This is a genomic window from Nocardioides sp. (assembly GCF_036374615.1).
Taxonomy (GTDB): Bacteria; Actinomycetota; Actinomycetes; order Propionibacteriales; family Nocardioidaceae; genus Nocardioides.
Genome location: NZ_DASUTK010000087.1, coordinates 1 through 8,165, shown reverse-complemented (window position 1 = coordinate 8,165; position 8,165 = coordinate 1). Strand labels below are relative to the sequence as shown.

8 protein-coding genes are annotated in these 8,165 nt (G+C 70.2%); 4 read left to right on the top strand and 4 right to left on the bottom strand.

Annotation, left to right across the window (positions count from 1 at the left end; translation table 11 throughout):
- Positions 1–663 precede the first annotated feature (663 nt).
- From VFZ39_RS06905 to VFZ39_RS06895, 3 genes are all read left to right on the top strand, one after another.
- A complete protein-coding gene (locus VFZ39_RS06905) occupies positions 664–1,200 on the top strand; it encodes a SigE family RNA polymerase sigma factor (protein ID WP_330864998.1) in 537 nt (178 codons plus the stop codon).
- Positions 1,197–2,318, top strand: coding sequence for a hypothetical protein (locus VFZ39_RS06900; protein ID WP_330864997.1), 1,122 nt, complete (start codon positions 1,197–1,199; stop codon positions 2,316–2,318). The genes VFZ39_RS06905 and VFZ39_RS06900 overlap by 4 nt, the downstream gene beginning before the upstream one ends.
- 98 nt (positions 2,319–2,416) lie before the next feature.
- Positions 2,417–3,688 carry an MFS transporter gene (locus VFZ39_RS06895; protein ID WP_330864996.1) on the top strand — a complete coding sequence of 424 codons (1,272 nt, stop codon included), beginning with the start codon at positions 2,417–2,419 and terminating at the stop codon, positions 3,686–3,688.
- Positions 3,689–3,695: 7 nt separating this feature from the next.
- On the opposite strand, the gene VFZ39_RS06890 is transcribed toward VFZ39_RS06895, so the two are convergent.
- Positions 3,696–5,078: an MFS transporter gene (locus VFZ39_RS06890; protein WP_330864995.1), complete on the bottom strand. Its 1,383-nt coding sequence runs from the start codon at positions 5,076–5,078 to the stop codon at positions 3,696–3,698.
- A gap of 57 nt (positions 5,079–5,135) precedes the next feature.
- A complete protein-coding gene (locus tag VFZ39_RS06885) occupies positions 5,136–5,537 on the bottom strand; it encodes a low affinity iron permease family protein (protein WP_330864994.1) in 402 nt (133 codons plus the stop codon).
- A 98-nt stretch (positions 5,538–5,635) separates the two neighbouring features.
- Here VFZ39_RS06885 and VFZ39_RS06880 point away from each other — a divergent pair, with 98 nt between their 5' ends.
- Entirely contained in the window at positions 5,636–6,259 is a 624-nt protein-coding gene (locus VFZ39_RS06880) for a dihydrofolate reductase family protein (RefSeq protein ID WP_330864993.1), read from the top strand.
- Positions 6,260–6,277: 18 nt separating this feature from the next.
- On the opposite strand, the gene VFZ39_RS06875 is transcribed toward VFZ39_RS06880, so the two are convergent.
- Complete coding sequence (locus tag VFZ39_RS06875) at positions 6,278–7,429, bottom strand: hypothetical protein (RefSeq protein ID WP_330864992.1); 1,152 nt, start codon at positions 7,427–7,429, stop codon at positions 6,278–6,280.
- The gene (locus tag VFZ39_RS06870) at positions 7,426–7,935 is read right to left on the bottom strand and encodes a SigE family RNA polymerase sigma factor (RefSeq protein ID WP_330864991.1); all 510 of its coding nucleotides are present in this window, start codon (positions 7,933–7,935) and stop codon (positions 7,426–7,428) included. The genes VFZ39_RS06875 and VFZ39_RS06870 overlap by 4 nt, the downstream gene beginning before the upstream one ends.
- Positions 7,936–8,165: the final 230 nt, after the last annotated feature.

The window sequence follows — 8,165 nt, the reverse complement described above, 5'->3', positions numbered from 1 at the left end:
AGCCCACCACGCCAACCGCCCCTGGAGCCAGGGCGGACGAACCGATCTCGCCGACGGCGTCCTGCTCTGCAACTGGCACCACCACCGCGCCCACGACCACCGCTACGACACCCACCGACAACTCAACGGCGATCTCACCTTCCACCGACGGACCTAACTGGATGTGTCCCCATGGCACTGTTGGTGTCCGCAGGGACCGTGCGGGGCGGCACGGTTGCTCGAACGCCGATGACCTGCGGAACGTCTCAAACGCGATGCGGTACATGGCCCAGACCGGTTGTCCGTGACGTCACCTCCTGGCCGCGTTCGGGGCCATGGACTCCGGGCTGGTCGCAGTTCCGCCTCCGGTCGCGCAACGGCACCTGGGCGCAGGCTCTGACTGTGCTGCACTCGGCCGCACAAGCGGCGCCAAGCGCGTCGTGGCCGTCGATGTGACCGGCCTCCCGGTGGCCGAGCGCGGAATGCGGCTACATGGTCGGGCTCCGCCCCGACAGCGGCAGACGAGCGCGCTTTTCCATTGTCGCGCCCGAGGGCGGTAGTTGCCGGCATGGCCTGAGGACGCGTGCCCCACGTGCGGTGTCGAGCCCGAACCTTTGCCGAGGCCGGATGCGTCGATAGTGGTAGGGGGCACCGAGCCGCCCGTCACCCGATCGAGGGGGAGTCATGGCAGAGGGACATCGGCGAGATGTCGCGGCGTACTCCGATCTCGTGACGGCCAGGTCGGGTTCGCTCTTCCGTACCGCCTACCTGATGGTCGGTGACCATCAGCTGGCTCAGGATCTGCTGCAGGAGGCGTTGGTGAAGACGTATGTCGCGTGGCCGAGGCTCCGTGACGTGGCCAAGGCCGAGGCGTATACGCGCAGGACGATCGTCAACACCGCGATCTCCTGGCGGCGCCGCCGCTCCTTCCACGAGCGCCCGCTCGACGTATTGCCCGATGCCGGCGTGGCCGATCGCGTGGATGAACTCGCCACTCGCGACGCACTGTGGGTCCAGTTGCACCTGCTGCCTCCCCGGCAACGTGCGGCCATCGTGCTGCGGTACTACCTCGACCTCTCCGAGGCGCAGACCGCCGAGGCCATGGGGTGTTCGGTCGGGGCGGTCAAGAGCCAGACGTCGACGGGCCTGAGACGGCTCCGCGACCGGATGGGCCCTGAGGTCGCCCTCTTCACGACGACTGACAAGGGGATGACGTCATGAACGGGATGCTCCGTGAGTTGCTCAGCGAACGCGCCGACGCGGCCGGCAGCCACGACCTGGACCTCCTCGATCTGATCGCCCACGGAGAGCGGCGTGTCACGCGCCGTCGTCGAGTGGCCCTGGCCGGCACCGCGGCCGCCGTGGCGCTGTCGGTGGGCGCGAGCCTCGCGCTCGTGCAGGCCGGCGACGGTACGTCGCCCCCGGTGAGTCCGCCCACCGACCCGCCGAGCAACGCGGACGTCCTGCCCGACACCGCAGATCCTTCGCGACCGCTCACCTACGGCGTGAACGCGACCATCTACTACGGCGACCGGATCATCGAAGCCGCGGAGGATCCCGACGGCCTGTACGTGTTCGACGACGGCCTGTGGTTCTTCACCGGTGAGAATGAAGGCACGAGTACGACCCACCTGTACTACACCGACGGGAGCTCTGAGCCGGTCGAGATCGCTCGTGGGATCGACCGGGTCACGCCCGGCGAGGTCGGCTCGCTCCTCGTCTGGCAGGACGGGGACGACGTCGTGATCTACGACACCAACGTGCGAGACGTGGTCGCCCGGGTGCCGCTGAACGGTCAGCGTCTCGGCAACCCGATCATCCCCCTCGAGGACACGGTGCACTGGAGGGAGTACGACGACACTGCCGACTCCATCAGCGATGGCCGATCGGTTCGTTACGACGTGTCGACCGGAACCCGGACCCGAGTGTCGCGGGCGGACGAACGCGCCGCCGGGGCTCGGGCGGCAGGGCCGCCCCACCTCGTCGTGGGCTCAGCCGACTCGCGCAACCCGGCCGAGGACTTCACCGTCATCGACTCCCGACTCGAGTTCGACACCGACGCGCAGGGCGCGCGTCCGCCGGTCTTCGTCGCAGCGACGGGCGAACGTCTGCGCGTCACCGTCCCCGACGGGTACGAAGGCGAGTCGCTGGGCGTGCGTCAGTGGCTGGATGACGACCGATTCGCGCTGGTGGTTCATGGGACCGGCGGCATCGGAAGGGTACCGACGGGCGACCTGCTCGTGTGCCGCATCTCCAGCGGCGAGTGCCGCACCGTCGCCTCCGGCGAGCAGGATTGGCTCCTTCCCGGAGCCTTCGGCGGCGTCGGCGCGGAGGGCTGACATGATCCCGATCCGCCGGAGGCGATCTGGCACGTCGGGGCTCGGGAGGAGGTCTTAGGGACACACCCCGCGATTCGACGATCGCTTAGCCTGCGCGGGTGACGAATCGCCTGCTCGCGGACACCCGCCCGCTGCAGGACCGGCACTTCCGGCGGCTGTGGGTCGCCAACATCGTCACGGTCATCGGTGCCCAGCTGACGGTGGTCGCCGTACCGGCCCAGATCTACTCGATCACCGGCTCCTCGGCGTACGTCGGCCTGACCGGCGTCTTCGGGCTGGTGCCGCTGATCGTGTTCGGGCTCTGGGGCGGGGCGCTGGCCGACGTTTTCGACCGCCGCACCCTGCTGATCGTCACCACGATCGGGCTGATCGTCACCAGCGGTGCGTTCTTCGTCCAGGCGTTCATGGAGCTGGACAACGTGTGGCTGCTGCTGTGCCTCTTCTCGGTGCAGCAGGCCTTCTTCGCGGTCAACCAGCCCACCCGGTCGGCGTTGTTGCCGCGGCTGCTTCCGATGCACCTGCTCCCGGCGGCGAACGCGCTGAACATGACGGTGATGCAGGCCGGTGGCATCGCGGGGCCGATGGTCGGCGGCGCGCTGATCCCGCTGGTCGGCTACTCATGGCTCTACCTGATCGACACGGTGACGTTGTTCGCGACGCTCGGTGCGGTGGTGCGGTTGCCGCGGCTTCCGGTGGAGGGCGCGCTGGGGTCACCGGGCCTGAAGGCGGTGATCGACGGGTTCCGGTTCCTGCGGACCCAGCCGGTGCTGATGATGTCCTTCGTCGTGGACATCATCGCGATGGTCTTCGGCATGCCGCGGGCCCTCTTCCCCGAGATGGCGCACCTCGACTTCGGCGGGCCTGCGGAGGGCGGGCTCGCGTTCGCGCTGCTGTTCGCAGCCATCCCCGCGGGTGCGGTGATCGGCGGGGTGCTCTCCGGGTGGGTCACCCGCGTGGAGCGGCAGGGCCTGGCCGTGATCGTGGCGATCCTCGTCTGGGGCCTGGCGATGGTCGGGTTCGGCGTTGCCGCGCTGCTCGCGCCGGCCGCACCGTCATTCTTCCTCGTGGTCGCTGTCGTGATGCTCGCGATCGGTGGGGCGGCGGACATGATCTCGGCCGCGTTCCGTACGTCGATGCTCCAGTCGGTCGCCTCCGACGACATCCGCGGGCGACTGCAGGGCATCTTCATCGTGGTCGTCGCAGGGGGGCCGCGGGTGGCGGATGTCGCGCACGGTGCCACGGCTGCGGTTACGGGCGCCGCCGTCGCGGCCGCCGGTGGCGGCGTACTCGTGGTGATCGGGACGCTGCTGGCCGCGTTGGCTGTGCCGGCGTTCGTGCGCTACCGGGTGGTGACCCGCCCGGTGCGGTGAGGTCGGGTCACACCGGAGCCGACGAGGGGCCGATCGGCCGACACGGCGTACGTGACGCAGTCACGACAGCGCCGATCGCGCACACGATCGCCACTCCGAAGACCGCGAGGAACGGGTCGCCGCCGGCCTCGGTCGCGGCGGTGAACCCGATGCCGCACAGCGACAGGGCCAGCGCGGCTCCGAGGGAGTCTGCGATCGAGAGCGCGGAGGAGTTGAAGCCGCGGTCGGTGTCCGACGAGGCCGCGAGCATGGCCACGCCGGTGCGCGTGAAGCCGAGGCCCATCCCGGCGCCGGCGATGACGAAGGCGCCGCCCGCGAGCCAGAACGAGAGGTGCTGCCACACCGAAACCCACAGCAGTGCCGCCGCCCCGAGCAGCATCGCGGTGCCGATCTGCATCGCCCGCTCGCTGGTGAGGTGGTCGCGCAACCGGGCCTGGAGCTGGCTCGCCGAGGCCCACACCACCCCGACCACCGTGAGCGCGATCCCCGCCTGCCCAGGCGAGAGGCCCCACAGCTCCTGGAGCGCCAGGACGACGTAGGCCTGGCAGCAGAAGAAGGCAGCGCTCATCAGGCCGCGGGTTCCGATCACGGAGGGCAGGCCCCGGCCGGCGAGCAACGTGCCACGCGGGGTCAGCGGGCGGATCGCGACCAGCACGAGGACGATCGCGGGAACCGCGGCGAGGACGAACCCGCTCGAGCCCAGCAGCTCCACGGCGAGCACCATCACCGCGGCTCCGACCGCCCACGCCAGGCGGGTTCTGGGGGCGGCGGCTCCGTCCTCCGCCGTCCACGTCCGGAGGGCCGGCACGACCGGCGCCAGCAGCGCCGCCGCGAGAGCGACCAGCGCCACCACTCCCAGGAAGACCCAGCGCCAGCCGAACACGTCGGCCACGAGCGCCGCGACCGCCGGCCCGAACAGCGAGGGCAGCACCCACGCCGCTGCGAAGCTCGCGAAGATCGACGGCTGGAGCCGGGCCGGGTAGACGACCCCCACCACGACGTACAGGCTGACGATCAGCGCGCCGGTCCCCAGCCCCTGCACGACCCGGCCGCCGACGAGCACCTCCATCGACGGTGCCAGCCCGCACGTGAGCACACCGATCGAGAACAGCACGAGCGAGACGAGCAACGGGGTGGCCGGCCCGCGCCGGTCGCTCCACTGGCCGGCGGCCACCATCCCGACCACACCGCTCGCCAGCGGCGCCGCGAAGGCCAGCGCGTAGAGGCCGAGCCCGTCGAGATCGCGGCTGATCGTCGGCATCACCGTGGTCACAGCCATCGCCTCGAAGGCGTTGAACGCGATCAAGGCGAACACCGCGATCGTCGTGGCGAGGTACGCCGGAGCCAGGATGCCGGCGCGTTCGTGGCCGGTGGTCGGCGAGGTCGTCACGAGGACGAGGCTAGGACCTCCAGTGAACTCGAGGTCAAAGGGTTTCGGTCGGCCACCTCAGTGGCGCTCCTCCAGCCCCACCGCGTCGCGCAGCCTCTCGACGGACTCACTCAGGTCGGGGTCGTCGGCCGCGCGAGACTCCATCAGGTCCGACAGCGCCTCGGCGATCACGTTGAGCTTCTCCTGGGCCGCCTCCTCGCTGCGACGCCCGGCGTTCTCGAGAAGCACGAGCAGCAGCAGCGACAGCGCTGCCGAGCCGGTGTGCAGGGCGAGCTCCCACTTCGTCGTACTGCTCCACAACGGGTAGCTCGCGGCCCAGAGCAGGAGTGCGGCCACGATCACGAAGAAGAACGGGGCGCGGCTGACGCGCTGGTTGACGGACTCGACGAACCGCTCGAAGGGGCCTCGGCCGTCCGCTTGCTTCCGGCTCTCCGCCGCGTCGCTGCGCTGCTGGTTCATGCTTCAGGGTAGGCCGGACCGATGAGTTGGGCTGCCACCCATGGTCTGCCACTCCGTCCGACAACACTCTCCGACGACACTTCCACCAGGGAGGAAGCATGAGCACGAACGGCAAGCCGGGCAAGGTCGTAGCGACCATCACCGTGTCGCTCGACGGCTACGTCACCGGGCCGGACGACCACCCCGGGCAGGGCCTGGGCGTGGGCGGCGAGCGGCTCCACTACTGGGTGATGGGCGGCCCGTGGACCTACGAGACCGACACCGAGCCGGGAGTTGGCATGGGTGAGCCCGACCAGGCGTACTACGACGTGCTGATCGAGGGCCTCGCCGCGGGGATCTGTGGCCGCGGCATGTACGACAACTCCGGTGCCTGGGGCGGCACGAACCCGTTCCCGGGGACGCTGGTCGTCCTGACCCACCGGACCGAGGACCAGCCCGACGAGAGCACCGGATTCGTGATGGTCGACGGCTTCGATGCGGCGTTCGCCCGCGCCCGCGAGGCGGCCGGCAGCGACGGCATCGCCATCGCCGGGGGTGCCGCCACGATCCGGCAGGCGCTGGCGGCCGGAGTCGTCGACGAGCTCGGCATCTCCACGGCCCCGGTCATCCTCGGTGGCGGTAAGCGCCTCTTCGAGGGCTTCACCCAGGACGTGGAGCTCGACATCCTGTCAGTCCACCAGGGCGAGTACGCCGTGCACACGAGGTACGCCGTGCGGCGCTGAACGCCGTGCGGCACTGACTCAGCGATGCACGATCCAGGCCGCCCGGTCTCCCCAGCCGGGCGCGAGGGCCACCTCGCACGATCCCTCGGTCACCTCGCAACGGAGCAGCCAGGTACGCCGCGCCGGCACGTCCAGGCCGTTTCCCAACGGTCGGGGAGCGCTAAATGGGTCGAACTGCACGAGCACCGTCTCAGGCCCCTCCCAGACGGGGAACCACACCGGGGAACCCTCGGTGGGGAGCTTGAGCGGGACCACTGGCGCGTCCCCGCTGGGCGCTCCGACGACGAACCGGCCGTCGCGCTCGTACGACACCAGGGATCGGTCAGGGGAGAACTGGGTTCCCCATTCGTAGTCCACGACGTGCTGCTGGGTGAACTGACCGTCCGCAGTCACCGATCCGCGGACGACCCCGACACCGTCGACGTAGACGGCGAAGCCGTCGTTGGTGACGTACTTGCTGCGCCCGGCGTGCTCGGGCATCCCGGTCACGTCCAGTGTGTCGCCGGTCCTGAGGTCGTGCATCAGCATGTCCTCGCGGGCGTAGTCCTGGAAGTAGACCCGGCCGAGGTCGTCGATGCCCTGGACGAAGCCCTCGGGTGTCGGCCACGGCTCCTCCGCGACCTGCTCGCCGGTCTTCAGGTCGAAGCCGAGGAGCACTGCCTTGCCCGGGCCGGCTCCGGTCACCCAGGCGGCCCACCGGCCGTCGTGGCTGAGTGCCGGGAGCCAGCTGCTCCAGTCCCGGGAGTCCAGCAGCGTCAGCTGGCCGTCCTTCAGCACGTTGACCCCGTGCCGGTCCAGGAACAGGGTCGTGCTGCCGCGGTGGATCAGGATGTCGCACGCGGCTTCGATCGGATCGCCGGCACCCCGGATCGTGCGGTCGCCCGGGCAGTAGGGGATCGCGGGCACGGCCCCCGCGGGGAGGTCCTCCACGCGACGGGGAAGATCCAGCTGGTCGGTGGGCGCGGTCGAGTCGGTGACGAACGGGCGCACGACGAAGGGGACGGCGGCGACCACGGCGATGCAGGCCGCCACGACCGACACTCGGCGGAGATCGCGACGGCGCTTCCGGCGACGGCCGCCCTCGACGATCGACGGCAGGTCCGGGAAGGGCGCGGAGTGCTCCTCCGCGGTGCGTCGCAGCGTCTCGGGCAGGTGCTGGTCGAGACTCATCGGTCGCTCCCTTCCGGCACGCGCACGGCGGTGATGCCGCGGCGCAGGGCCGTCATGGCGTCGTGGGCTGTCGACTTCACCGTGCCCACGGCACAGCCGAGCGCGTCGGCGATCTCCCGCTCGGACAGGTCTTCGTAGTAACGAAGGACGATGACCGCCCGCTGCCGGGTCGGCAGGGCACACACCAGGGGCCACAACAGCTCGTGATCGAGGACCTCCTCGTCACGGGACGGGGCGCCACGCTCCGGCGGGTCGGCCGAGGCGATCTCGTGCCGGTTGCGCGCCAGTCGGTGGGTCGACACGAGCGCGTTGACCATGATCCGCCGCACGTACGCGTCCGGGGACGCCATGGTGGAGATCTTGGGCCACGCGACGTACGCCTTCTCGAGGGTGACCTGCACCAGGTCCTGCGACGCGCTCTCCGAGGCGGTGAGCAGGAGTGCGAGCCGGTGGAACGCCGTCCAGCGAGCCATCACGTACTGCTCGAACTCCTGCAAGTCGCGCATCGCCCCTCCCGGTCTCTGCCATTGAACGCCGAGGCCACGGCCCGCGGTTGGGTCGGTGTCGAAGTGGTCTGGACCAGTCGCGGGTGATGCACGCGGTGCCGGCTCGGTAGGGTCGGCGCTATGACCAAGTGGGAGTACCAGGTGGCGCCGATTCCGCTCCACAACGAGGCGTTGATGCTCAACAACTTCGGCCAGGACGGCTGGGAGCTGGTGGCGATCCAGACCAACGC